This is a genomic window from Kitasatospora albolonga, assembly GCA_002082585.1.
GTDB classification, from domain to species: domain Bacteria; phylum Actinomycetota; class Actinomycetes; order Streptomycetales; family Streptomycetaceae; genus Streptomyces; species Streptomyces stephensoniae.
Map to the genome: position 1 here is coordinate 4,052,600 of CP020563.1, position 22,819 is coordinate 4,075,418.

18 protein-coding genes and 1 pseudogene are annotated in these 22,819 nt (G+C 71.6%); 5 read left to right on the forward strand and 14 right to left on the reverse strand.

Annotated elements, in window-relative coordinates; translation table 11 throughout:
- Positions 1-144 precede the first annotated feature (144 nt).
- Positions 145-852: a hypothetical protein gene (locus tag B7C62_17615; GenBank protein ID ARF77222.1), complete on the forward strand. Its 708-nt coding sequence runs from the start codon at positions 145-147 to the stop codon at positions 850-852.
- Positions 853-927: 75 nt separating this feature from the next.
- Here the strand turns inward: B7C62_17615 and B7C62_17620 are convergent, their stop codons facing one another.
- From B7C62_17620 to B7C62_17660, 9 genes are all read right to left on the reverse strand, one after another.
- The gene (locus B7C62_17620; GenBank protein ID ARF73881.1) at positions 928-1,755 is read right to left on the reverse strand and encodes a hydrolase; all 828 of its coding nucleotides are present in this window, start codon (positions 1,753-1,755) and stop codon (positions 928-930) included.
- On the reverse strand, positions 1,752-3,029 hold the full coding sequence (locus B7C62_17625; protein ARF73882.1) for a serine--tRNA ligase: 1,278 nt from the start codon (positions 3,027-3,029) through the stop codon (positions 1,752-1,754). The genes B7C62_17620 and B7C62_17625 overlap by 4 nt, the downstream gene beginning before the upstream one ends.
- 749 nt (positions 3,030-3,778) lie before the next feature.
- On the reverse strand, positions 3,779-4,714 hold the full coding sequence (locus B7C62_17630; GenBank protein ID ARF73883.1) for a prephenate dehydratase: 936 nt from the start codon (positions 4,712-4,714) through the stop codon (positions 3,779-3,781).
- A 188-nt stretch (positions 4,715-4,902) separates the two neighbouring features.
- Positions 4,903-6,264, reverse strand: coding sequence for a deferrochelatase/peroxidase EfeB (locus tag B7C62_17635; protein ID ARF73884.1), 1,362 nt, complete (start codon positions 6,262-6,264; stop codon positions 4,903-4,905).
- Positions 6,265-6,268: 4 nt separating this feature from the next.
- The gene (locus B7C62_17640) at positions 6,269-8,224 is read right to left on the reverse strand and encodes a hypothetical protein (GenBank protein ARF77223.1); all 1,956 of its coding nucleotides are present in this window, start codon (positions 8,222-8,224) and stop codon (positions 6,269-6,271) included.
- Positions 8,225-8,237: 13 nt separating this feature from the next.
- A complete protein-coding gene (locus B7C62_17645) occupies positions 8,238-8,684 on the reverse strand; it encodes a copper resistance protein CopZ (GenBank protein ID ARF73885.1) in 447 nt (148 codons plus the stop codon).
- The gene (locus B7C62_17650) at positions 8,681-9,340 is read right to left on the reverse strand and encodes a hypothetical protein (GenBank protein ARF73886.1); all 660 of its coding nucleotides are present in this window, start codon (positions 9,338-9,340) and stop codon (positions 8,681-8,683) included. The genes B7C62_17645 and B7C62_17650 overlap by 4 nt, the downstream gene beginning before the upstream one ends.
- A gap of 187 nt (positions 9,341-9,527) precedes the next feature.
- A complete protein-coding gene (locus B7C62_17655; GenBank protein ARF77224.1) occupies positions 9,528-10,304 on the reverse strand; it encodes a hypothetical protein in 777 nt (258 codons plus the stop codon).
- Positions 10,305-10,514: 210 nt separating this feature from the next.
- Complete coding sequence (locus tag B7C62_17660) at positions 10,515-11,429, reverse strand: hypothetical protein (protein ARF73887.1); 915 nt, start codon at positions 11,427-11,429, stop codon at positions 10,515-10,517.
- Positions 11,430-11,710: 281 nt separating this feature from the next.
- Between B7C62_17660 and B7C62_17665 the strand changes: the two genes are divergently transcribed.
- The gene (locus B7C62_17665) at positions 11,711-12,214 is read left to right on the forward strand and encodes an ATP-binding protein (GenBank protein ID ARF73888.1); all 504 of its coding nucleotides are present in this window, start codon (positions 11,711-11,713) and stop codon (positions 12,212-12,214) included.
- 58 nt (positions 12,215-12,272) lie between these two features.
- Here B7C62_17665 and B7C62_17670 read toward each other — a convergent pair whose 3' ends face one another.
- A complete protein-coding gene (locus B7C62_17670) occupies positions 12,273-13,754 on the reverse strand; it encodes a Xaa-Pro aminopeptidase (protein ARF73889.1) in 1,482 nt (493 codons plus the stop codon).
- Positions 13,755-13,880: 126 nt separating this feature from the next.
- On the reverse strand, positions 13,881-15,251 hold the full coding sequence (locus tag B7C62_17675; protein ID ARF73890.1) for a phosphatase: 1,371 nt from the start codon (positions 15,249-15,251) through the stop codon (positions 13,881-13,883).
- 735 nt (positions 15,252-15,986) lie between these two features.
- On the opposite strand from B7C62_17675, the gene B7C62_17680 reads away from it, so the two are divergent.
- Both B7C62_17680 and B7C62_17685 read left to right on the forward strand, forming a co-directional pair.
- Positions 15,987-16,748, forward strand: coding sequence for a DNA primase (locus B7C62_17680; GenBank protein ID ARF73891.1), 762 nt, complete (start codon positions 15,987-15,989; stop codon positions 16,746-16,748).
- Positions 16,749-17,354: 606 nt separating this feature from the next.
- Positions 17,355-17,720, forward strand: a complete 366-nt coding sequence (locus tag B7C62_17685) for a hypothetical protein (GenBank protein ARF73892.1) — start codon at positions 17,355-17,357, stop codon at positions 17,718-17,720.
- Positions 17,721-18,000: 280 nt separating this feature from the next.
- Here B7C62_17685 and B7C62_17690 read toward each other — a convergent pair whose 3' ends face one another.
- The 3 genes from B7C62_17690 to B7C62_17700 all read right to left on the reverse strand — a co-directional run bounded on the left by B7C62_17690 (position 18,001) and on the right by B7C62_17700 (position 20,857).
- Entirely contained in the window at positions 18,001-18,966 is a 966-nt protein-coding gene (locus B7C62_17690) for a topoisomerase II (protein ARF73893.1), read from the reverse strand.
- 325 nt (positions 18,967-19,291) lie between these two features.
- Positions 19,292-19,945, reverse strand: coding sequence for a hypothetical protein (locus B7C62_17695; protein ARF73894.1), 654 nt, complete (start codon positions 19,943-19,945; stop codon positions 19,292-19,294).
- Positions 19,946-20,029: 84 nt separating this feature from the next.
- Positions 20,030-20,857 carry a glycerophosphodiester phosphodiesterase gene (locus B7C62_17700; GenBank protein ID ARF77225.1) on the reverse strand — a complete coding sequence of 276 codons (828 nt, stop codon included), beginning with the start codon at positions 20,855-20,857 and terminating at the stop codon, positions 20,030-20,032.
- A gap of 210 nt (positions 20,858-21,067) precedes the next feature.
- Here B7C62_17700 and B7C62_17705 point away from each other — a divergent pair.
- Positions 21,068-22,812: pseudogene (locus B7C62_17705) on the forward strand (protease).
- The last annotated feature ends 7 nt before the right edge of the window (positions 22,813-22,819 follow it).

Consider the following 22,819-nt stretch of genomic DNA (forward strand, 5'->3'; position numbering starts at 1 on the left):
CGTGAAATCGGGGAGTGCCGGACCCGGGTGAGGCGGAGCCCACCGGTCCGGTCATCGAGTGAGTGGCAACCGTGAGCGTCCTCCACCCCTGCAGCCCGGGGTAGGGGCCGTCCCTTGTCATTCCCTCGTACGGAAGGCATGCCCATGCCCACGGAAGTCGCCCTGCTCGAATCGCGCGCGCTGCGCGTCGAGCAGATGGGGCGCGTCGATGTCCTCGACAAGGTGAAGAGCCTTGTCATGCTCCCGGACGGAATTCACGTTCGCACAGAGGATGTGGCACGTTACTTCGAAGTATCCACAGAGGTCGTCAAAAAGGTGGTCCAGCGCCATCGGGAAGAGGTGGCGGAGAACGGACTCAAAGTGCTCCGAGGCTCTGAGCTGCATGTCTTTCAAAGGGACATGGAGTCCCTTTGGGGAGGTGCGGAGGGGGAAAGTTATCCACAGGCAGCCACCCAGCTGACCCTCTACACCCGCCGAACCGTCCTCAACGTCGCATTGCTTCTTCGCGACAGCGACATCGCCCGCTGCGTCCGTACGTACCTCCTCGACGCCGAGGAGTCGCTGCGGGCCCCGTACGACTCGCTCGATGTGCGGGTCACCCGGATCGAGAGCTGCCTCGCCGATGTCGGCAGTGCGCTCCAGGAGCTCGGGCCGGTGCTCTGCCGGATGTCGGAGCGGCTGGACAGCCTGGACCGGAAGGTGGAGGCGACGCAGCAGGTGGTCGGTGCGATGAGCGTGCGGCTCTCCGACCTGTCGCAGGACGTCGTGCGGATGGACGCCCGGTTCGACGCGTGCATGGAGGTGTTCGCGCAACAGCTGAAGGACCTGCGGAGGCGCGGCGGGCGCCGCTGAGGCGTGATGGGAGAAAGCCCTGCCCGCCGCCGCTGGAGTTCAGCGGCGGCGGGCAGGGCCGACAGCAGTGTTACGTCAGTGCGGCGCGGCGGCGATGGAGCCCGTGCGGAGCAGCTCCTCCAGGACCACCGCGATGCCGTCGTGCTCGTTCGACGCGGTGACCTCGTGTGCCACGGCCTTCAGGGTGTCGTGGGCGTTGGCCATGGCCACGCCGTGCCGTGCCCAGCCGAACATCGGGATGTCGTTCGGCATGTCACCGAAGGCGATGGTGTCGGCGGCCTTCACGCCGAGCCGGCGGGCGGCCAGCGAGAGGCCGGTCGCCTTGCTCAGCCCGAGCGGGAGGATCTCCACCACGCCGGGGCCCGCCATGACCACGTCGACCAGATTGCCGACGGCGGCCCGCGCGGCGGTGGCGAGGGCGTCGTCGTCGAGCTCCGGGTGCTGGAGGTAGACCTTGTTCAGGGGGGCGGCCCACATCTCGGAGGCGTCGTCCACGAAGACGTACGGGAGCGGCCCTTCCTGCACCCGGTAGCCCGGGCCGACCAGCACCTCGCCCTCCAGCCCGTCGCGGCTGGCCGCCAGCGCCAGCGGGCCGACCTCCGCCTCGACCTTGGAGAGGGCGAGCCCGGCGAGCTGCCGGTCCAGGGTCAGCGAGGTCAGCAGCCTGTGCTCGCCCGCGTGGTAGACCTGCGCGCCCTGACCGCAGACGGCGAGGCCCTCGTAGCCGAGGTCGTCCAGGATGTGCCGGGTCCAGGGGACCGAGCGCCCGGTGACGATGATGTGCGCGGCACCGGCCGCCGTGGCGGCGCCCAGTGCCTCGCGCGTGCGCTCGGAGACCGTGTCGTCCCCGCGCAGCAGTGTGCCGTCGAGGTCGGTCGCGACGAGCTTGAAGGGAAAGGTCACTTGGCGACCGGCTCCAGGACCTCGCGCCCGCCCAGGTACGGACGGAGCACCTCGGGCACCCGGACCGAACCGTCGGGCAGCTGGTGGTTCTCCAGGAGCGCCACGATCGTGCGCGGTACGGCGCAGAGCGTGCCGTTCAGCGTGGCCAGCGGCTGGACCTTCTTGCCCTCGCGCATCCGGACGGAGAGGCGGCGGGCCTGGAAGCTGTCGCAGTTCGACGCGGAAGTCAGCTCGCGGTACTTGCCCTGGGTCGGAATCCACGCCTCGCAGTCGAACTTGCGCGAGGCCGAGGCGCCGAGGTCGCCGGTGGCGACGTCGATGACCTGGAAGGGCAGTTCGAGGCCGGTGAGCCACTGCTTCTCCCACTCCAGGAGCCTGCGGTGCTCGGCCTCGGCGTCGGCCGGGTCGACGTACGAGAACATCTCGACCTTGTCGAACTGGTGGACGCGGAAGATGCCCCGGGTGTCCTTGCCGTATGTCCCTGCCTCGCGGCGGAAGCAGGGGGAGAACCCGGCGTAGCGCAGGGGGAGCTTGTCCGCCTCGACGATCTCGTCCATGTGGTACGCGGCGAGCGGCACCTCCGAGGTGCCCACCAGGTAGTAGTCGTCCTTCTCCAGGTGGTACACGTTCTCCGCGGCCTGGCCGAGGAAGCCGGTGCCCTCCATGGCGCGCGGACGGACCAGCGCGGGGGTCAGCATCGGGATGAAGCCGGCCTCGGTGGCCTGGGCGATCGCCGCGTTGACGAGGGCGAGCTCCAGGAGGGCGCCGACGCCCGTGAGGTAGTAGAACCGCGAACCGGAGACCTTCGCCCCGCGCTCCATGTCGATGGCGCCGAGCGCCTCGCCGAGCTCCAGGTGGTCCTTGGGCTCGAAGCCCTCGGCGCCGAAGTCGCGGATGGTGCCGTGCGTCTCCAGGACGACGAAGTCCTCCTCGCCGCCGACCGGAACGTCCTCGTGGACCAGGTTGCCGAGCTGGAGCAGCAGCCGCTTGGCCTCGGCGTCGGCCTCGTCCTGGGCGGCGTCGGCCGCCTTCACGTCGGTCTTGAGCTGCTCGGCCTTCTTCAGGAGCTCGGCGCGCTCCTCGGGGGTGGCCTTGGGGATCAGCTTGCCGAGCTGCTTCTGCTCGGCGCGGAGTTCGTCGAAGCGGACGCCGGACGACCTGCGCAGCTCGTCGGCGGAGAGCAGGGCGTCGACGAGCGCGACGTCCTCTCCACGGGCGCGCTGGGAGGCGCGAACACGGTCGGGGTCCTCACGGAGCAGGCGAAGGTCAATCACCCCTCCAGGCTACCGGTGCGTGGATCTCGCACTTGAACCGATATTGCCAGGCGTGTCACTTTGACCGAATTGCCGGAATTGATATTTCTGGGGGTGAATCGCGAGGTGGGGTCCGGGGGTTGTTCGCAGGGCTCGGGCCGGGGTTGCGTCAATAACGGCGGTTAACTCCCCTGAACAGGGCAGAAGGGGCGGGGCCTCTTGACGCACGAACCTTGGATGGAGGGGGAGTTGGGGGCGAATCCCCTGGCGTTGTCCACAGGGGGAAGCGTTCCGGGGTGGTTATCCACAGGCTGTGAAGAAGTTCTGTGGATGTCGGAACGGAATGTTCCGGAGGCTGGACGAAGGCCGGTCGAAGATCCGTCGATTCCCCCGCATCCGCTGTCGAAACTCGCCCCGCACGCTCATTCGGGTGGCAATTCGTCGCTCTGGTGAGTTGATCAAGGGAATTCGCACGACCGGGGAGGGCTCGTGCCGAGTCGGCCCTCTGTGGACACCTCCGGGCTCGCTGCGTTGATTTGTCGACGATGTCGTATTGGGGTGTCGACTTGTCCCCAGGTCGAGAAGCCAGCCTGTGGATAACTCTGTGGGCGGATGACTATCTGTAGGTAGGACCACAGCGCAGCGCATGGAGCCGCCCGATCCGGAGCGGTTCGGTCCGGCTCCCGCCCGATCCGGAGCGCTCTGATCCGGATCTGCACCTGGATCTGCCTCCGGCTCCGGCTGTGGTCGCGGCGACCGCCGGGCAGAGGTCAGATCCGCCCGTCCTGGCTGCGCGCCAGCCAGTCGGCGGCCTCGGTGAAGTCGCTGTCCGACGTACCCGCCCGCAGCGGCCGGACCTCGTCGGCGGAGACGCCCGCCCGGGGGTACGAACCGAGGAACCGCACCTTCGGGCAGATCCGCTTCAGCCCCATCAGGGCCTCCCCCACCCGCCGGTCCGCGATGTGCCCCTCGGCGTCCACCGCGAAGCAGTAGTTGCCGATCCCCTCGCCGGTCGGGCGGGACTGGATCAGCATCAGGTTGACGCCGCGCACCGCGAACTCCTGGAGCAGCTCCAGCAGCGCACCGGGGTGGTCGTCGCCCAGCCAGATCATGACGGACGTCTTGTCGGCCCCGGTCGGGGCGGACGGCCGGGCCGGGCGTCCCACCAGGACGAAGCGGGTCTGGGCGTTCTCCGCGTCGTGGATCTCCGTCACCAGCGGTTCGAGGCCGTAGGTGGCGGCGGCGAACTCACCGGCGAACGCGGCGTCGTAGCGCCCCTCCTGGACCAGCCGGGCGCCGTCCGCGTTGGACGCCGCCGACTCCCACACGGCCTGCGGGAGGTGGGCCGCCATCCAGTTGCGCACCTGCGGCTGGGCGGCCGGGTGCGCGGTGACCGTCTTGATGTCGGACAACTTGGTGCCCGGCCGTACGAGCAGCGCGAAGGTGATGGAGAGCAGCACCTCGCGGTAGATCATCAGGGGATCACCGGCGGCCAGTTCGTCGAGCGTGGCCGTGATGCCGCCCTCGACGGAGTTCTCGATCGGTACGAGAGCCGCCGCCGCCTCCCCGTTGCGTACGGCGTCCAGGGCGGCCGGTACGGACACCATCGGGACGAGCTCGCGGGTGGCGGCTTCCGGGAGCGTGCGGAGGGCGACCTCGGTGAAGGTGCCTTCGGGACCGAGATAGGCGTAGCGCGTGGCTGACATACGCTCACCCTATTGCGCCGTACGGCAGGGGCGGGGCCGTCTCAGAATCCGGTCGGGACGGAAGCGTACGGGACTCGGGGCCCCGCCCTCCACGCCCCCGGCGGCACGCCTCCCACGCCCCCGCCTCCCACGGCCCCGGCGCACCACCTCCCGTTCCCCCGGGGCCACTTCCTCGGAGTCCGGCCCCCTCAGGACTCCAGCAGCCGCTGCCCCACGTACTCGCCCTCCGCCGCCCCGCCCGGCACCGCGAACAGGCCGCTCGCCTCGTGCCGGAGGAACGGTGACAGGGCGTCGCCCCGGTCGAGCTTGCGCTGCACCGGCACGAAGCCCTTGAACGGGTCCGCCTGCCAGCAGATGAAGAGGAGCCCCGCGTCCGGAGTGCCGTCCTCCGCCATCCCGTCGTGGTACGAGAACGGGCGCCGCAGCATGGCCGCCCCGCCGTTCTTCTCGGGGGAGGAGATCCGGGCGTGGGCGTTGTCGGGGATCACGAGCCGGCCGTCCGGGCCCGCCTTGTCGAGGTCCATCGGGGTGGTCTCACCGCCACCGCTGAGCGGGGCCCCGTCCGCTTTGCGCCGCCCGATGACCCGCTCCTGCCGGTCCACCGGAAGCTTCTCCCAGTCGTCCAGCAGCATCCTGATCCGGCGGACGACGGCGTACGAACCGCCCTCCAGCCACTCGTGCGGGGTGCCGGGGGAGGCGGGCACGAAGACCCGCCGCTCGAAGTCCTCGTCGGCCTGCTTCGGGTTGCCGGTCCCGTCGATCTGGCCCATCAGGTTGCGGGCGGTCATCGGCCGGGCGGTGGCTCCAGGGGTGCGGTTGAAGCCGTTCATCTGCCACCGCACCCTTGCTGTTCCCGCGCTCTCCTTCTGTACGGCCCGCAGCGCGTGGAAGGCGACCAGCGCGTCGTCGGCGCCGATCTGCACCCACAGGTCGCCGTCGGACCGCTTGGCGTCCAGCTGGTCGGAGGAGAACGCGGGCAGCGGGTCGAGCGCGGCGGGCAGCCGGGAGGTGAGGCCCGTACGCGCGAAGAACGTACGGCCGAAGCCGAAGGTGACGGTGAGGGAGGAGGGGCCCGCGTCCAGCGCGACCCCGGTGTCATGGCCGGGCCCGTCCGCCGAGCCCCCCGCCGGGCGGCCCGCCATCAGCTCCCGCGCCACCGCCGACCAGCGCCGCATCAGGGCCACGGCTTCCTTGCGGCCCGCGCCCGCCACCAGGTCGAAGGCGACGAGATGGCCCCGGGCCTGAAGCGGAGTGGTGATCCCCGGTTGATGTTTCCCGTGAAACATCGCCTCGGTGGAGCCGACGGTCGTCAGGGCGGTCGGCGCGTCGGACCGGGTCGCGGCGTACCCGGCGGCCCCGCCCGCCGCCCCGAGCACCAGCCCGGTGGCGCCCGCCGCGCCGACACCGCCCAGCAGCCGCCGCCGCGAGACCCCGGCGGGGCCGGAGTCAGGGGCCGACTCCTGCTTCCGGTTCTCCTGCTCCTGGCCCCCGAGCTGCTGCTTCCCCTGCTTCTGGTTCTGCTTTCCGGTCGTGTTTCCGGTCGTGCCCACGTACTCAGCCGATCTTTACGCTCTTGTCGATGGTGACCTGGTCGATGTCCGACGTCCGTACGGTCACGTCGACCTTCCACTCCCCCGCCATCGGGATCTGGACGCCGCTCGCCGACCAGTGCCCTTCGGCGAGCCGGTCCGGCACGACCGGCAGCGGGCCGATCTCCTGCGCCTCCAGGGTGAGCGCCACCTTCAGCTCGGGGACGTCCATCGGCTTGCCGTCGCTGCCGTCGACCCAGACGTGCAGCTCGTTGGAGCCGGTGCGCCCGGGGTCGATGTCGATGCGGACGGTGCCCTTGCCGTTCTGGCCGCCGGTGTCGAAGGGCATGCTCAGGTTGACGGGGCCGGAGGCGGCGGGAGCGGACGAGGCGGCGGACGCGCCCGCGGCCTCCTCCGTACGGCCCGGTTCGGTCGTCGTCAGCATCGTGGTGACGGCCAGCACGACCACCGCGATCACTGCCTCGGCCAGCACCGAGCGGCGCAGCCCGGAACGCTCCGGGTCGGCGTCCCGTATCCGCTTCTCCTTCGTCGCGGTCAGGGCGGCCCGCTGACGCGCCAGTTGGGCGGCCCGCTCGGGATCGACCTCGTCGGCGGTCTTCACCGGACTGATGCCGCCCGGGGCCTCCGCCGGATCGACGTCGTCCGGAGCCTCCGCCGGATCGGCCGCGCCCTCGGGAGCCTCGGCGGGTACGGCATCCGTCAGCCGACCCGTCCACCGCCGCGAGAACCACGCCACGGCGAGCAGGACCGCGATCAGCACGACCTTGATGATCAGCAGCTGCCCGTACCGCGTCCCGGTCAGCGCCGACCAGGAGCCGACCTGCCGCCACGACTGGTAGATCCCCGTCGCCGCGAGGACGACGACGCTCGCGAACGCGACCCGGGAGAACCGCCGTACGGCACCGCTCCCGATGTCCGGCGTCCGGTACAGCGCCACCAGCAGGGCCACCAGACCGCCGAGCCAGGCGGCGACGGCCAGCAGGTGCAGGACGTCCACCGGCATGGCGATCGCCGTCTGGATACCGGTCGAGGCGTGCTCGGACATGGCCCAGGTGGCGGCGATGCCCGCCGCGACGACGGTGCCGCCGACGGCCAGGCCGAAGGTGAGGTCCTTCTTCTCGATCGCGTCCTCGCGCCGGGCGTACGTACCGAACAGGACGGCGATGAACAGGGCGGCGGCGCCGAGCAGCAGCAGCCGTGAGACGAGGGCGGCGCCCGGCTTGGTGTCCAGGACGGCCTGGAGCCCGTCGAGGTCGAAGGCGTCGGCGAACTTCCCGCTGCCGGTGTACGGGTTGCGCAGCAGCAGCATGGCCAGGGTCGCCGCGGTCAGGGTGAGCCAGCCGCGCACCACCAGCCGCTGCATCGGCCGCGCCCGCGCACCGCCGGGCCAGCAGCCCAGCACGAAGGCCGCTCCGCCCGCGAGCAGGACGAACCCGGCGTACGCGGCGTACCGCGCGATGCCGTAGACCGTGCCGACCGGGCCGCCGCCCACCTCTTCGGAGGGCAGGGCCACAGTGGTCTCGGAGGGGGCGCCGATGGAGAACGTGAAGGCGCCGGAGATGGGGTGGCTGTCGGCGGAGATCGCCTGCCAGGCCACGGTGTAGGTGCCGTCCGGCAGGCCGGGGTGGAGGTCGACGCCGTACCGGACGGTGGAGCCGTCGGACAGGTCCTTCGGCTCGGCACCGGTGTCGGCGCGCTTGCTGCTGGGGTCGAGGACCCGGATCGACCCGTCGCCGACGGCGATCGCCTCGGAGAAGGTGAGGGTGACCTCCTTGGGCGCGGTGGCGACCACCGCCCCGTCCTGCGGGTCGCTGCCGGTGAGGGCGGCGTGCGCGGACGCCGGGCCCGCCCCGGCCAGCAGCAGCCCGGAGACCAGGCTCACCAGGACGGCGACGAGCGCGGCCGCGGTGAACGGCCGCCGTATCGGGGACGGCCGCAGGCGCGGGGCGGTGGCAGTCATCACGGACACTCCCTCAGTGCTTCTTCGGGTTGTGGGTGGTTTCCTTCACCGGCAGGTCGACCGTGATGGGGTCGGCCTTCTCGAAGTGCAGCTCGACGGGGACCTTCTCGCCCTTCTTGGGCTGCTGCTTGAGCTTCATGAACATGATGTGGTTGCCGCCGCGTTCGAGGTCGAGCTCGCCGTTCGCCGGCACCTCGAACGACGAGACCTCGCGCATCTTCTGGTTCTTCGTCTCGTGGATCGTGACGTCGTCGGAGAGCGGGCTGGTCACCGAGGTGAGCCGGTCGGTGGTGGAGCCGGTGTTCTGTACGACGAGGAAGCCGGCCGCCATGTCGCTGACGGGCTGCGGCATGAACGCGCCGACGACCTTCAGTTCGGGCTTGCTGTCCGTGGAGCACCCCGTCAGCGCCAGCCCGGTGGTGAGGGCGAGGGCGCCGACGAGGGTCGTGCGGCGGTTCACGGGTTCTCCCCCTTGATCAGCTTGGGGAGGTCCTTCGCGTACTCCTCGGCGCTGGTGTCCTCGCCGTACAGCACGTATCCGCCGTCCGTCTTCGGGGAGAAGGCGACGACCTGGGCGCCGTGCATGGAGACGACGGTCCCGTCCTTCTGCTTCTGCGGCGCGTCGATGCCGATGCCGATCTGGCGCGCCCCCGCCTGGATGGTGGCGAAGTCGCCGGTGAGACCGGTGAAGGTGGGGTCCTGCGCCTTGAGCCACTTGCCGAGCGAGGCGGGGGTGTCGCGCTCGGGGTCGGTGGTGACGAAGACGACCTGGAGCTTGTCCTGGTCGGCCTTGGGCAGGTCCCGCTTGGCGATGGAGATGTTGCTCATGGTCAGCGGGCAGACGTCGGGGCAGTTGGTGTAGCCGAAGTAGATGAGCGTCGGCTTGCCCTTGGTCGCCTCGCGGAAGTCGTACTCCTTGCCGTCGGTGTCGGTGAGGACGAGGTTCGGCTTGGTGAACGGCTGGTCGAGGACGGTCGCGGCCTTCGTCTTCGGCGCGGCGCTCACGTCGGCGATGGCCGAGGAGTCCTTCTTGCCGTCGTCGGTGCCGCAGGCGGAGAGGGTCAGTGCGGCCGCGGCGGCGAACGCCACGGCCGTCACTGCTGTTCTGTTGCGCATGAAAGGGGTGTCCTGAATGTGGTGCGGGTGGTGGACCGGCGGGCCGGGCCGTACGGCTGTACGGCCCGGTGGAACCGGTGGGCCGGGCCGTACGACGTCGTGAAACCGGGCGGTTCGGGCCGTACGGCGTGGTGGACCGGCGCGGGCCGGGCCGGATGCGTACGCCGTACGGCCCGGCCTGACCGGATCAGGCCGTGCGGCGGCGTCCGGCGAGCACGCCGAACGCGACGCCCGCGATGCCGACGACGATGCCGATGATGCCCAGGGTGCGGGCCGTGGTGTCGCTGGAGGACGCGGCGTGCGTCTCCTTCTTCTCCCCCTCGGCCTTGTCCCCCTCGGCCGACGCGGCCTTGTCGTGCTCCTTCTCGTCGGCCTTGTGGTCGTCGTCGCCGCTCTTGTCGGCCGCGCCGCCGCCGTGGTGGTCGTCGGTCGCGGCGGACAGCTTCAGGACCGGGGCCGGGCTGTCGGGCTCTTCGCCGTTGGCCGTGGGCTCCTCGATCCAGCGGACGACCTCCTTGTTGTCGTACGTCTGGATGGCCTTGAAGATCAGCTGGTCGGCGTTCTCGGGAAGCTGCCCGACGGAGACCGGGAACTGCTGGAAGTAGCCGGGCGCGATCTCGGAGCCGTCGGCGGTCCAGGTCACCTTGGTGACGGCCTCGGTGATCTTCCGGCCGTGCACCTCCAGGGGCTTGTCGAGCTTGCCCTTGGTGATGTCGATCTTCCAGCCCGGTACGGCCTCGGGGGTGACGGAGGAGAGCGGGTGGTCGGCCGGGAAGTTCACTTCGAGCTTGACCGTGGACGCCTGGTCGCGCTCGTTGGGGACCTTGAAGTTGAGGGTGGCGTAACCGCCCTTGGCGGCCTCGCCCTGCGGCTGGACGCTGACGTGCGCGGCGGCGGGCCCGGCGAGCAGCAGGACGGTGGACGCGGCGACACCGGTGGCGATGGCGATACGGGAAACGTTCATGGCGGGAATCACTCCACAGAAGGTGAGGAAGACGGTGGTCCGGCACGCGCGGGTGCGCGCCGGCAGCACGACACACTTCGTCCGGGCCTCGTCCGGTCCGGGAGCGACCCGGCCCTGCTCACGGAGGAGCCGCCCAGGAACAGGGAAGGGCGGCCCGTCCCGGCTGGTGGGCCGTTCCGAGCAAGAGGCGCAGAGGGCGCAGGTGTCGTGTCAGGCTGCGAGGGCGTACGGGGCCGGAGGCCCGCGCCTGATCACCAGGTGCTGAAGAGGGTCCCCGGCGGTCGGTACCGGGTCGTCGTCGGCCGTACGCAGGGCGCGCGGGCCGCACGCGAGCTGCTCACGCGCTCCGGCGCGCAGGGCGCGTACGAGCGCGAGCGCCGCGCGGAGGGAGCGCAGCCGGGCACCGGCCGCCAGCTCCTGGGCGCCGTACGCCGAGAGGTGCGCCAGCCGGAACAGGGCGGCCTCACCGCGTCGCAGCAGCCAGCCCGCGGCGAGCGCGGCCAGCAGGTGGGCCAGGAACATCGGGACCCCGGGCAGCAGCGCGACCACGGCGGCGTACGCCGACGCCAGGCCCGAACCGCCGTCCGGAGCGGCCGCGAGGGCCGATCCCGCCGTCCCCGCAGCTTCCGCCGCCCCGGTGGCGCCCGCTGCTTCCGCCGCTCCGGCCGATGACGCGAGGTGGCCGTGGCCCGGCGAGAGCGTCGAGGGGTCTATGCCCGCCGTGGTGATGATGCGGTGGGCGTCGGCGGCGTCGAGCTGCCCCGGCCCGGCCCCGCACACGAGCCCGGCGGCGAAGCGGATCAGGGGGTTCTCGCCGCTGCCCCGGGGCGCGGCGGCGGCGACGGCCTGCGCGCTGCCGTGGCTGCCATACGCGAAGAGGGCGTGCAGGGCGACCTGTCCGGCCGCCAGCGCGCCCGCGATCGACGGCAGGGAGCGTTCCCGTCCGGCGAGGGCCGCGGCGACGGCGAGGACGCCGAGGAACCCGGCGAGCAGGGTCCACGCGGGGACCGTCGCACCGGCGGCGAACGCGTGCCCGGCGGCGGACAGCACGACGCAGACCGCGGTGAACACCGCGGCCCTCATGAGCCGCAGACCGGCTCCGGCGTGTGCGACAGGCGTGGACATGGCCGGGACATCATCGCACTGCGGCCCCCTCCTCGGTACGGCAGGTCCGGAACATCAGCCTCCGTCCGCAAGCGTGCTTGTTGCGGCTGTTCGCGGGGGATGTACGGACTGCGGACGTGCCGCTTCCGGAACCCGCCGGGCCACCCCGGCGGCGGCCATACACCGGTGCGCGGAATATCCGCATCCGCCGAATGAGGGCTCTCACAGCCGTTCTGTGCTTACGGAGTGCCTTGTGCGGCAATACGTATCGGTACGTCGAGCCGCGGCCGGGAGGCTGGAGCATGAGCATCTGGTGGTCACTCCATTTGCGGCGCGAAGCTGCGAGCGTTCCGCTCGCCCGTCGTTTTCTGCTCGGCACCATGGAGACCGCGGGGGTGGACCCGGATATCTCCTTCGACCTGTCGGTCGCGCTCAGTGAAGCCTGCGCCAATGCCGTCGAACACGGCGGCGAGCGGTCGGGCCTCGTGGAGCGGGGGGACGCCGGACCGGGAAGGCCCCTGGCGGACTCGCACGCCGACTCCGACTCCGGGCAGTACCGGGTCACGGCCTATCTGGACGGCGAGATGTGCCGTATCGAGGTGTCCGACTCGGGCCCGGGCTTTCCCGCCCGGTGCGCTCTCCCCCCGGCCGCGCCCGTCCCCTGCGTCGCCGAGAGCGGTCGCGGGCTGGACCTCATCGAGCAGCTCGCCGACCACGTCCAGTTCGGCAACCGGCCGGGCCGGGGCGCGGTGGTCAGCTTCGACAAGGTCCTGAAATGGCGGGAGGGCGCGCTGCTCATGGTGTGAGCGACGCGCCCTCCGAAGCCGTACGCGTACGGCAGAGGCCGATACCTACGGCAGCGGGTCAGCCCTTCAGCTGTGCCATCCACGCCTCGACCTCGTCGGCCTGGCGGGGCAGCTTGTCGGACAGGTTCCGGTTGCCGTCCTCGGTGACGAGGATGTCGTCCTCGATCCGGACGCCGATGCCCCGGTACTCCTCGGGCACGGTCAGATCGTCGGCCTGGAAGTAGAGACCCGGCTCCACGGTCAGGCAGACGCCCGGCTCCAGGGTGCTGTCGACGTACGTCTCGGTGCGCGCGACGGCGCAGTCGTGGACGTCCATGCCGAGCATGTGCCCGGTGCCGTGCAGGGTCCAGCGGCGCTGGAGGCCCAGCTCCAGGACCTTGTCCACGGACAGATCGCCGAGCAGGCCCCACTCGACGAGCTTCTCGGCGAGCACGCGCTGCGCGGCGTCGTGGAAATCGCGGTAGGCGGCACCGGGCTTCACGGCGGCGATGCCTGCCTCCTGGGCCTCGTACACCGCGTCGTAGATCTTGCGCTGCACCGGCGAGAACGTGCCGTTGATCGGCAGGGTCCGGGTCACGTCGGCGGTGTAGAGCTCGTTCGTCTCCACGCCCGCGTCCAGGAGCAGCAGCTCTCCGGCGCGTACGGCACCGTCGTTGCGGACCCAGTGCAGGGTGGTGGCGTGCGGACCGGCGGCGCAGATCGAGCCGTAGCCGATGTCGTTGCCCTCGACGCGGGCGCGCAGGAAGAACGTGCCCTCGATGAAGCGCTCGCTGGTCGCCTCCGCCTTGTCCAGGCTCTTGACGACGTCCTCGAAGCCGCGCGCGGTGGCGTCGCACGCCTTCTGGAGCTCGGCGATCTCGAAGGCGTCCTTCACGAGGCGGGCCTCGGAGAGGTGGACGCGCAGCTCCTCGTCGCGCTCGGCGGTGACCTTGTCGGTGAGGGCGGCCTCGATGGACGCGTCGTGACCGCGCACGGCGCGGACCGGTCCGGTGGCCTCGGCCAGCGCGGCGGCGAGCTCGCGGACGTCCTTCGCGGGGATGCCCAGGAGCTGCTCGGCCTCGGTGAGGGAGTGGCGGCGGCCGACCCACAGCTCGCCCTGGCCGTCGAGCCAGAACTCGCCGTTCTCCCGGTCCGAGCGGGGCAGCAGGTAGATGGTGGCCTCGTGGCCGCTCTCGCCGGACGGCTCCAGGACGAGGACGCCGTCCTGGGTCTGGTCGCCGGTGAGGTACGCGTACTCGGTGGAGGCGCGGAAGGCGTACTCGGTGTCGTTGGAGCGGGTCTTCAGGTTGCCCGCGGGGATGACCAGGCGCTCGCCGGGGAAGCGGGCGGAGAGCGCGGCGCGCCGGGCGGCGGTGTGCCCGGCCTGGGCGATCGGTTCGAGGTCGCGCAGCTCGGTGTCGGCCCAGCCGGACTTCATGTTCTCGGCAAGCTCGTCGGAGACGCCCGGGTACAGGCCGTTCTTCCGCTGCTTGATCGGCTCTGCGGCCTCGTTCTCTTCGGTCTCCTGCTCCGGGGTCTCCGGGATGAGCTCCTCAGACACGATGTGAATCTCCTTGCTGTGACACTGGACCGCCATCCATCGTACGGGCGTACGAGAAGGGGCCCAGGGCCGAAAGACCTGCTTGGGGGCCTGCTCACGGAAGAGGCGGGACCGCGGGTGAGGTCGTCAGTCGAAGTGCGCGGCGAGGATCACCACGTCCTCGGTGGAGTCGCTCCGGTCGAGCCCGTCGGGCAGCATCGTGCGCAGTACGTGGTCGGCGACGGCGGCGGGATCGTGCCGCCCCGCCTTCGGTACCGAAGCGGCGGCCGAGTGCAGCCGGGCGAAGGCCCGGTCCATCGGGTCCCCGGTGCGGCGCAGCAGGCCGTCCGTACAGAGAAGCACCGTTTCTCCCGGCGCGGGGGAGAACTCCACGCTCGGCGCCTCCCAGCAGGCGAGCATCCCCAGCGGGGCGGAGAGCGTGGTCTCGACGAACTCGCAGCGCCGCTCGCCCAGCACCAGCGGCGGGGTGTGCCCGGCCCCGGCGAGCACGACCTTGCGGGCGGCGGGCTCGCAGTAGGCGAAGAGGGCGGTGGCGGTCCGCGCGGGCTCGGTGAGCCGCAGCAGGAGTTCCAGATCGGAGAGTACAGCGACGGGGTCCTCGCCCTCCATCACGGCGTACGCCCGCAGACTGGCCCGCAGCCGCCCCATCGCGGCCATCGCGCTCGGCCCCGAACCGCCCACGGAGCCGACCGCGAGGCCGAGCGCGTGGTCGGGCAGCGGCAGCGCGTCGTACCAGTCGCCGCCGCCCCGGGGCCCGGTCCGGTGGAGCGCGGCCAGCCGGACACCGGGGATACGGGGCAGCCGGCTGGGCAGCAGCTCCTCGGCGACGGTCGCGACGTCGGCGCGGGCCCGCTCCAGTTCGGTCAGGCGGGCCAGGTGCTCGGTGGCGTACCGCGCGTACAGGCCGACGAGGTGGCGCTGCTTCTCCGAGGGCTCCCCGGGCTCGTCGTAGAGCCAGACGGCGCCGCCGAGCCGCCCGGCCGCCTCGGAGGCGAGGGGCAGGGCGTACGTGGCGGCGTACCCGAGCCGGGTGGCGACCTCGCGGTGACGGGGGTCCAGGTGCTCGTCGCCGAGCAGATCGGGCCCGGCGATCCCGTCGGCGGTGCCCGGGAGCCCGTCGAGGACGCGGCCCAGGGCGGTGGCGGCGCGGGGCACGGTCTCGAGGTGCCCGAGATCGGCGTGGGAGAGACCGAGGCCGACGGTGGTGGACGGGCTCCCGCCGCCCGCCGGTTCCAGTACGAGGAGTCCTCGGCGGGCGCCGACGAGGGCGGCTCCGGCGTGCAGCAGCTCGTCCAGGGCGGCATCGAGGGTGGCGGTCACGGCCAGCCGCTCGGTGAGTTCGTGCAGCGTCGTGAGATCCGAGACCCAGCCCGCGAGCCGGTCCTGGATGAAGGCTCCGGGCGCTGCCGGGACCTCCCTCAGGGGTGCGGGAGTCTGCGTTGAAACCGGAACTTCTGGATCGATTCCAGCCACTTTCGGCAGGTGTGGGGCGCTCATGGCAGCCAGCTTTCATGCCGGTGCGATTCGTCGAATAGCATCGCAAACCCCCATGTGATTCTGCGCCACTATCAATGCATCCACATGTACACGCACAAGTAACCCGATGTCCAGCATTGTCCCTTGAAGGCTCGCCGGATTCGCGCTCCTCCAGTGTCAGTCAACTTGGCCGAAAAATGCACCCTCCGGGAGCTATTTGCGGTCGACTGGGGCAGCTCAACACGGGGTGCCCCAGGGAGGAAATCCCAGGGGCGGCGTCATTCCGGGCAGGCTGGGTACGTAATCGACGATGCTCGGGGCGGACGCTTCGGGGCGGCGGACGCCCAGGGGCCGAGATCCACGGGCGGACGCCCGTGGGTGGATGCTCAGGGGCGGATGCGATCGCCCGGGAAACAGGAACCCGCCGGCGGGTCCTGACGTCCTTCCCCGTGACGGTCGTGATCAGCGGCGGTCACGCCTCCGCCCCATGCGACCGGGGCCCGGACCGGACCCGGGCCGACAGGCACGAGGCGCCCTCGGCGGGCGCTCCCGGCTCCACGCAGCTCGGCTCCACCCCAGATCTGTTCCCATCGGATCGGCTCCACTCGGCTCGGCTCGGCTCACGCCCGGTATCGAAGGCACGCCCGTACCGCAGAACCTGATGAGCACGTACGCACAGCGAAGAGACGCACACGCGGTGTCACGCACGCGTGGTGTCATGTGGACTCGGCGTTCAACGGAAAGGAACGAGCGCTCATGCGCGAGATCCTCGGAAGGCGACGCAGGCTCCGGCTCCGGCGCAAGGAGGGTGCCGCCCGGCTCGACGCGGCCCTGACCTTTGCCACCCGATGGCGGTGGCCCGTGCTCCCCGGAGCCGGGACCGCGCCGGCCGCCCTGCGCGACGGGCGTGGCCTCGGCTGCGCCTGTCCGGACCCCGACTGCGCCGTGCCCGGCGCGCACCCTTTCGACCCCGGACTGCTGGCGGCCACCACGGACGAGCGCATGGTGCGCTGGTGGTGGACCAACCGCCCCACCGCCCCGGTGATGCTGGCGACCGGCGGCCGGGCGCCCTGCGCGGTGAGCCTGCCCGCCTTGGCCGGTGCGCGAGCGCTGACCGCCCTGGACCTGATGGGCATGCGGCTGGGCCCCGTCGTGGCGACGCCCACCCGCTGGTCGCTGCTGGTGGCCCCGTACACGCTGGAACGGCTCGGCGAGCTGCTGTACAGCAAGGACTGGGTGCCCAGCTCGCTCCGGTTCCACGGGGAGGGCGGCTATCTCGTGCTGCCGCCCTCCGAGATCGGCGCGGGCCAGGTGCGCTGGGAGCGGGCCCCTCGGCCCGCCGCTCCGGCGGACTCCGCCGTTCCGTCCCCGGTCTTCCCCGTCTTCCGCCGGGCGGCGAGGGGCGGGGGCGCTCCGGCGGAGGCGGCCCCCTGGCTCCCGGACGTCGAGGCGGTCCTGGACGCCTTGGTCGAGGCGAGCACCAGCGCTCCGGACGGTGGCAGCAGGCTCGCGTACTGAGGGGCTTGAGGTCCGCCGGATGCGGGGGCGGGGGCCGGGTGTCCGGCCATCCAGGTGCCTGGGCGTACGGCTACCTGGATGCTCGGCTGTCCGGCCGTCCGGCCTGCTGTCCGGCCGTCCGGGGGTCTGCCCGTCCGCCTGTCTGCCCGTCCGGTCGTCCATACAGGCGGGCAGCGGGGCTCCGGCTCACTCGTACGGGTGTGAGCCGGGCCGGATCGCCGGTAAACGGGTGCCGGACGCCCCGGGCGCGCGGCGCGCGTCGATATCGTCGCTCCCACTACCCGCGCGGTCGGCAAGGGGGGCGCCATGAATCTCCGCATGATCGGTCTTACGGCTGTCGTCGCGTTCGGATGTCTGATTCCGATCGTTGCTTCCGCAGATCCGACGGATTCTGCGGATTCTTCTGGTTCTGCGAGCCCTGCTGGTTCTACTGGTTCTGTGGGTTCTGTGGGTTCTGTGGGTTTTTCAGATTCACCGTATTCCGTATCGACTGAAAAAGAATCCGCGGACAGTTCATCAGAAAGCTTTTCGAGCCTGCTTTCTGATGAACTGTCCGCAGACGGTCCGGCGGGTTCGTCGCCCTCCCCTGATCGGTCTCCCTCGGGAATGAGCTCCGACGGGACGGCGGCCCGGTGCGGCCCCGAGCTGGTCGCGCCGGAGGGTGTCGAGGCGCAGACCTGTGTCATGACCGGGGCCGGTGAGACCTGGGCGCGCGCCTACTACCGCAACACCTCCGGCGCCGAACTCCGTTCCGTACTCACGCTGATGGGCCCCGGCGGCCGGACCGTGGAGCTGCACTGCGTACTGGCCGCCCACGACGAGCCGGGCAGCTGCGAGACCCCGCGAGCTCCTTCGGCGGGCGGACCGGGTGCCTATGCGGCGGTGGCGGAGTACGCCGGCGCGGGGCCGGTCGAGGAGGCGCCCCTGCTGCTGCGCGCCGGATCGAACCGTGCGCCGGGCGCATCGGACTGAGTCCTGGGGGTCCGGCGGGCCCGGGGCCCGGGGTTCGAGGGAGCTCTCCGGTGCGGCGGCGCGGAGGAGGGGCTTCCGGGGGCCGGTCGGTGCGGGCCGCAGCCGGAAATGAAGACGCCCGGTCGCTGGCGACGGGGGATGCACCAGCGACCGGGCTTCTAGAACGGTAACAAGAGATCTGCCGTTCGCAAATTCGATCTCGCCTATGGGGACGGCGATTTACTTGTGAGTACGGTGAGTTGTGACGCGGGTCACCGGCTCGGCGGGGCTCCGGGGAGGGTCAGCTGAGCGTCACCTGGCGGTTGGTGAGGCCGCCGCGGGCGCGCCGCTCCTCGGCGGTGAGCGGGGCGTCGGAGGCGAGCGCCGCCGCCAGCCGCTCGGCGAACGCGACGGCGGGCTTCTCGCACGCCTCCGCGCCCATCGAGCTCGGCAGGTCCCAGACGGGTACGACCAGACCGTGCGCCCGGAACGAGCCGACCAGCCGGGTGCCGTCGCCGAGCGAGGAGGTGCCTGCGGCGTGCAGCCGGGCCAGCGCGTCGAGGAGCTGCTCCTCGGGGTGCAGCATGACCCAGCGCAGGTGGTTCTTCTCCGGGGTCTCGCACCAGTACGCGGCGTCGACGCCGGAGAGCAGCACCGTCGGGATCGCGGCGGCGTTCGCGCGCTCGAGGGAGGCGGACACCTCGGGGGTGGCGTTCTCCGCGTCGGGCACCCAGAACTCGAACCCGGTGTGGACGACCGGCTCGAACGCGGCGTCCGGGTCGAGCAGGTCCTGGAGGCGCGGCCCGTCGGCCGGTACGCGGCGGGCCGCGACCGGGTTCCCGGGCTCGACCTCCAGGGCGCGCTGGAGGGTGTCGGCGAGGTCGCGGCTGAGGTCGCCGGATGAGGTGTCGTTCTGGAGGGCCAGGAGGACGGAGCCGTCGTCGCGGCGCAGGGCGGGCCACGCCATCGGCAGCACGGTCGCGAGGGTCACCGACGGAACGCCCTCGGGCAGCCCGTCCTTCAGCGTCAGTTCGACGGTGGCGGCGGGCACCAGCTCGCGCAGGGCGACCCAGTCGCACTCACCGGCCAGTCCCTCGAACGGGCGGTGGACGAGCTCGGTCACGGCCTGGGCGGCGGCGCGTCCGTGACACGCCTTGTAGCGACGGCCCGAACCGCACGGGCAGGGCTCACGGGCCCCGACGACCGGGATCTCACCGTCCTTGAGCTGCTGCTTCCCGGCCTTGGTCTGAGGGCGCTTCTTGGCCATGGTGGGCATTCTCCCGATTGCGACAGTGCGGACTCGGCGCGAGCCTAGCCGCCCGCGACGCCACCGCCGTACACCTGCCCGCGGCAGCGTTCTTCGACGCCTGAGGCCGCTGCGGGGGCGGGTGCAGGCGCGTCGAGGGCATCGCGCATCGGCGCGCCGCGTACCGACCAACGCCGCGCATCAGCTCACGAACGCCCGCCGCCTCATCGGCTCACGAGCTCTGCCCAGCTCACGGGCGCACGCCGCGCATCAGCTCCAGCGCACGCCGCCTCATCCATCGGCTCACGGGCGCATGCCGCATGCCGTACGCCGCGCCCACCGCCCATCAGCTCGCGTCATCGAGGACGTCGGAGAAGTCCAGCCCTTCGAATCCGGTCAGTCCGCCGACCGCGCCCAGCCCGTGCCCGCCCCGCCCGCCGGTGCCGGGACCGTCCCCGCTCATCCCGGGAGGCTTCTGCGAGGAGACATGGGCCCAGACGGTGACTTCGCCCGACGAGTCGTCCCGTACGCCCCACTCCTGTGCCAGGGCGCTGATGATGTTGAGCCCCCGGCCGCCGCGTGCCGTCACCGAAGGGGTGGCCGGGACCGGGCGGGTCGGCCCGCCGCCGTCCGTGACCTCCACGGTCAGGCCGCCGCTCGTCTCGACGCGCCAGGCGGCACGGATGTCGCCGTCACCGACATCCGTGTGCCGTCCCAGCGGTCTGCCGTGCCGGCAGGCGTTGCTGAGCAGTTCGGAAAGAATGAGAACAGCGTCGTCCACGACCGCGTCCGACACCCCGTTGCTGCGCAACTGCTCACGCATCCGGTGCCGTGCCTGCCCCACGCCCGCAGGACCATGGGGAACGGCCATGCTCGACGACGCAGGCACCTCTTGTGCCACCACCAACGCCACCCCCGAGACCTCCTTTGCCCCACGCCACGGGTTGGATGCCCCACTGAGCTGCACCGGAAACCGGCCGAGGGGCTGTCGGTGACGCACTCGTCACGACTGAACGCGCAGTGAATGCGCCGGTGTACTCCCCGTCATGGTGGTGCGGGGGTACTGCCGGGTGCCTGTTGTGTGCTAAATGCGGCCCAGTTGGGACAGAACCTGCTTCGGCCGGTTGGTGATGATCGCCTCGACGCCGAGTTCGGCGCAGAGCTCCACGTCGGCCGGTTCGTTCACGGTCCAGACGTGCACGCGGTGGCCCGCCCGGTGCAGCCGTTCGATGTACCCGGGGTGGCTGCGCACGATCCGCATGCCGGGCCCGGCGATCCGGGAACCGGCGGGCAGCCGTCCGTCGCGCAGCCGGGGCGAGACGAACTGCATCAGGTAGACCGTGGGCAGCGAGGGCGCGGCGGCCTGGACGCGGTGCAGGGAGCGCCCGGAGAAGCTCATGATGCGGATGGGCGAGGGCTCGTCGGCGGGCGGCGCGGTCAGGCCGAACCGGTCCAGCAGCTTCAGGAGCCGCTCCTCGACCTGTCCGGCCCAACGGGTGGGGTGCTTCGTCTCGATGGCCAGCTGGAGCGGCCGCCCCGTGGCCCGTACGTCGGTGAAGAGCTCCAGGAGCCGTTCCAGGGTGAGTACGGAGGTGAGCTCGCCCGGCACCGGGTCCCAGTCCGGCGACTCCTCGCGGTCCTTCCAGGAGCCGAAGTCGAGGGCGGCGAGATCGGCGAGCTCCAGGGCGGAGACGGCGCCGCGCCCGTTCGACGTACGGTTCACCCGGCGGTCGTGCACGCAGACGAGGTGGCCGTCGGCGGTCAGCCGGACGTCGCACTCCAGGGCGTCGGCCCCGTCCTCGATCGCTTTGCGGTAGGCGGCCAGGGTGTGTTCGGGGGCGTCGTCGGAGGCTCCGCGATGGGCGACGACCTGGATCGAGGTGTGCGCGCTGCGCTGCCGTGCGTGGGTCACCCGGGCCATGGTGTCACCGCCGTGGGAGTGGGTGAGCACATGTCACCCTGGAGGTCCGTTTTGTCTGATGTAAAGATTGGTGTGCGGATGCACAGGTCCTGCTTACAGTGGCCAGACGCGCTGTGGGAAAAGCTGACCGCAGACACGTGCACAGCGGATTTCTTGCCTGACGCCGACTGGATGCCGAGTGGAACCGAGGAGTAAAGAGCTGTGAGCACCGAGAACGAGGGCACCGAGGGCAACGCGGTACCGGCCGTGCCGTCCGTTCCGCCCGCACCTCCTGTGCCTGCCACGACTCCCGAACCGGCCACGGACGGGGCCGCGGCTCCGGTGTCTCCGGCGGCCGACGACGTACACGCCGATGCCGAGGACGGCTCCGACGCGCGGACACCGTCCCCGTCCGCCCCCGCCGCCACCCCTGCTCCGACGGCGCCCCCCACTCCGGCGCACGCGGACGCACCGCGCCACACGCCCACGCACCAGGGCTCCCCGGCGCACTCCGGCACGCACCAGCCCTCCCCGGCGTACCCCGCCCCGACGACGCCCCACCCCCCCGACCGAACCCCACACGCCCCACGCCTCCCACTCACCCCACACCCCTCAGCAGCCCCACCAGCCGCCGCACTCCCCCCAGCACTCCCCGTACGGGGCGGCGCCCGAGCCCCCCCGAGGGCGCCGCCTCCTGGCCCCCGCCCCCGCCCGCGGTCCCCTCGTACGCGAGTGGCGGCGGGGCCCACACCCCCGGCGGCGGCGTCGGCAACGGAAGCGGCAACGGCCCGGTCTGGGGCACCCCGACCCCGCAGCCCGGCCACAACCCCTCCCCGGGCACCGGAAAGCGGGGCGCGGGCGGACTGATCGCGGCGGTCGCGGTGGCGGCACTCGTCGCGGGCGGCATCGGCGGCGCACTCGGCTACTGGGCGGCCGACCGCAACGACAACGGCTCCTCCGGCACGTCGACCACCGTCTCCGCGTCGGACACCCCGAGGGACCTCAAGCGCCCGGCGGGCACCGTGGCCGGGGTCGCGGCGAAGGCGCTCCCCAGCGTGGTCACGATCGACGCGCAGGGCGGCGACGGCGAGGGCGGCACGGGTACGGGCTTCGTGTACGACGAGGAGGGCCACATCCTCACCAACAACCACGTGGTGGCCTCCGCGGCGGAGTCCGGCGAACTGTCGGCGACGTTCTCCGACGGCAAGAAGTACGCGGCCGAGGTCGTCGGCCGGGCCCAGGGCTACGACGTGGCCGTACTGAAGCTGAAGAACCCCCCGGCGGGCCTGGCCCCCCTCCCCCTCGGCAACTCGGAGAGCGTGGCGGTCGGCGACTCGACGATCGCGATCGGCGCCCCCTTCGGCCTGTCCAACACGGTGACGACGGGCATCATCAGCGCGAAGAACCGCCCGGTCGCCTCCGGGGACGGCTCCAGCAACAAGAACTCGTACATGAGCGCGCTCCAGACCGACGCCTCGATCAACCCGGGCAACTCCGGCGGCCCGCTGCTCGACGCGACGGGCGCGGTCATCGGCATCAACTCCGCGATCCAGTCCACGGGCGGCGGCCTCGGCCAGTCCCAGGCCGGCTCGATCGGCCTCGGCTTCGCCATCCCGATCAACCAGGCGAAGAACGTCGCCGAGCAGCTGATCAAGACGGGCAAGCCGGTCTACCCGGTGATCGGCGCGACGGTCTCCATGGAGGAGAAGACCGGCGGCGCCGCGATCTCCCCCGAGGGCGCAGGCAACACCCCCTCCGTCACCCCGAACGGCCCGGCGGCCAAGGCGGGCCTCAAGGCGGGCGACGTGATCACCAAGTTCAACGACACGGTGATCGACAGCGGTCCGACCCTGATCGGCGAGATCTGGACCCGCAAGCCCGGCGAGAAGGTCACCCTCACCTACGAGCGCGACGGCAGGACGGCAACAGCGGAAGTCACCCTGGGCCAGCGCGAGGGAGACAGCTGACCGGCTA

Bases quoted from the DNA above. Each gene is read 5' to 3' on its own strand.
- B7C62_17690 (ARF73893.1), bottom strand. From the start codon at position 18,966: ATGGCCAAGAAGCGCCCTCAGACCAAGGCCGGGAAGCAGCAGCTCAAG.
- B7C62_17615 (ARF77222.1), top strand. From the start codon at position 145: ATGCCCACGGAAGTCGCCCTGCTCGAATCGCGCGCGCTGCGCGTCGAG.
- B7C62_17640 (ARF77223.1), bottom strand. From the start codon at position 8,224: ATGACTGCCACCGCCCCGCGCCTGCGGCCGTCCCCGATACGGCGGCCG.
- B7C62_17660 (ARF73887.1), bottom strand. From the start codon at position 11,429: ATGTCCACGCCTGTCGCACACGCCGGAGCCGGTCTGCGGCTCATGAGG.
- B7C62_17630 (ARF73883.1), bottom strand. From the start codon at position 4,714: ATGTCAGCCACGCGCTACGCCTATCTCGGTCCCGAAGGCACCTTCACC.
- B7C62_17650 (ARF73886.1), bottom strand. From the start codon at position 9,340: ATGCGCAACAGAACAGCAGTGACGGCCGTGGCGTTCGCCGCCGCGGCC.
- B7C62_17655 (ARF77224.1), bottom strand. From the start codon at position 10,304: ATGAACGTTTCCCGTATCGCCATCGCCACCGGTGTCGCCGCGTCCACC.
- B7C62_17665 (ARF73888.1), top strand. From the start codon at position 11,711: ATGAGCATCTGGTGGTCACTCCATTTGCGGCGCGAAGCTGCGAGCGTT.
- B7C62_17685 (ARF73892.1), top strand. From the start codon at position 17,355: ATGAGCTCCGACGGGACGGCGGCCCGGTGCGGCCCCGAGCTGGTCGCG.
- B7C62_17680 (ARF73891.1), top strand. From the start codon at position 15,987: ATGCGCGAGATCCTCGGAAGGCGACGCAGGCTCCGGCTCCGGCGCAAG.
- B7C62_17675 (ARF73890.1), bottom strand. From the start codon at position 15,251: ATGAGCGCCCCACACCTGCCGAAAGTGGCTGGAATCGATCCAGAAGTT.